The organism is Pseudomonas sp. MD195_PC81_125 (assembly GCF_014060985.1).
Taxonomy (GTDB): domain Bacteria; phylum Pseudomonadota; class Gammaproteobacteria; order Pseudomonadales; family Pseudomonadaceae; genus Aquipseudomonas; species Aquipseudomonas parakoreensis.
Window position 1 is genome coordinate 1 of sequence record NZ_JABULD010000280.1, and the last position, 1,830, is coordinate 1,830.

The following is a 1,830-nucleotide window of genomic DNA, read 5'->3' on the forward strand; positions in this document are numbered from 1 at the left end:
TGACGCGATTCGGCTCGATCTCAATGACCGTGACCGGAATGGAGACACCTTCTTCGGTGAAAATACGGGTCATACCGCATTTACGACCGACTACACCAATAGTCATGTTGTAAACCTCATGAGTGTACGGGGCTTTCACCCGCTATGGCCGCCCATTTCAGAGCGTTACACGACCAAGACCGAGTCTTAGCCGAGGCTGATCTGCACTTCCACACCGGCCGCAAGATCAAGCTTCATAAGTGCATCAACGGTTTTATCCGTTGGCTGGACGATGTCCAGAACGCGCTTATGAGTGCGGATTTCGTACTGGTCACGCGCGTCTTTGTTGACGTGCGGGGAAACCAGAACGGTGAACCGCTCTTTACGGGTAGGCAGTGGAATTGGACCACGCACTTGAGCACCAGTACGTTTCGCGGTTTCCACGATTTCCTGGGTTGATTGGTCGATCAGGCGATGGTCGAAAGCCTTCAACCTGATACGGATTTGCTGATTTTGCATTGGATTTCAGACTCCGGCTGCTATTCCCACCGGGCGCAATACGCCCGTTAAAAGGAGGCGCAATTCTATAGACGCCCCAGATAGGTGTCAACCCAATAAAAAAGCCCCCGCTGAGCGGGGGCTTTTTCAATTCATCAAGCAGACTCTACAAAAGAGAATTACTCGATGATTTTGGCTACGACGCCAGCGCCGACGGTACGACCGCCTTCACGGATAGCGAAACGCAGACCGTCTTCCATCGCGATGGTTTTGATCAGGGTAACAGTCATCTGAATGTTGTCACCTGGCATTACCATTTCAACGCCTTCTGGCAGCTCGCAGTTACCAGTCACGTCAGTAGTACGGAAGTAGAACTGTGGACGGTAGCCTTTGAAGAACGGAGTATGACGACCGCCTTCTTCCTTGCTCAGAACGTAAACTTCTGCGGTGAACTTGGTGTGCGGCTTAACCGAACCTGGCTTGACCAGAACCTGACCACGCTCAACGTCGTCACGCTTGGTACCACGCAGCAGAACGCCGCAGTTCTCACCAGCACGACCTTCGTCGAGCAGCTTGCGGAACATCTCAACACCGGTGCAGGTGGTGGTGGTGGTGTCACGCAGACCAACGATTTCCAGTGCATCTTGAACGCGAACGATACCGCGCTCGATACGACCAGTCACAACAGTACCGCGACCCGAGATCGAGAATACGTCTTCGATTGGCATCAGGAATGGCTTGTCGATCATACGAACTGGTTCTGGGATGTAGCTGTCCAGAGTTTCAACCAGCTTCTTGACGGCAGTGGTGCCCATCTCGTTGTCGTCTTTGCCTTCCAGCGCCATACGAGCCGAACCGATGATGATTGGGGTGTCATCGCCCGGGAAGTCGTAGGTGGACAGCAGGTCGCGAACTTCCATCTCAACCAGTTCCAGCAGCTCAGCGTCGTCTACCAGGTCAGCCTTGTTCAGGAAAACCACGATGTACGGAACGCCTACCTGACGGGACAGCAGGATGTGCTCACGGGTTTGTGGCATCGGACCATCAGCGGCCGAGCAAACCAGGATAGCGCCGTCCATTTGAGCAGCACCGGTGATCATGTTCTTCACGTAGTCAGCGTGACCTGGGCAGTCAACGTGAGCGTAGTGACGAATGTTCGAGTTGTACTCAACGTGCGCGGTGTTGATGGTGATACCGCGAGCTTTTTCTTCTGGAGCGCTGTCGATCTTGTCGAATTCAACTACGGCCGAACCGAAAACTTCGGAGCAGACGCGAGTCAGAGCAGCGGTCAGAGTGGTTTTACCGTGGTCAACGTGACCGATGGTGCCAACGTTGACGTGCGGTAGGGAACGA

Annotated in this window: 2 protein-coding genes and 1 pseudogene; all 3 read right to left on the reverse strand. The window is 54.0% G+C overall.

Annotated features, from left to right (window positions below; genetic code table 11):
• Positions 1-106, reverse strand: a pseudogene (gene rplC / locus HT737_RS12285) (50S ribosomal protein L3); the annotation flags it as partial.
• An 80-nt stretch (positions 107-186) separates the two neighbouring features.
• Positions 187-498, reverse strand: a complete 312-nt coding sequence (gene rpsJ, locus HT737_RS12290; RefSeq protein ID WP_003186070.1) for a 30S ribosomal protein S10 — start codon at positions 496-498, stop codon at positions 187-189.
• Positions 499-656: 158 nt separating this feature from the next.
• Positions 657-1,830: elongation factor Tu (gene tuf / locus HT737_RS12295; protein ID WP_182402682.1), on the reverse strand; the 1,174-nt coding region annotated here is incomplete at its 5' end.

Excerpts from the sequence above, each read along its gene's own strand:
- rpsJ (WP_003186070.1), bottom strand. The coding sequence starts at position 498 with ATGCAAAATCAGCAAATCCGTATCAGGTTGAAGGCTTTCGACCATCGC.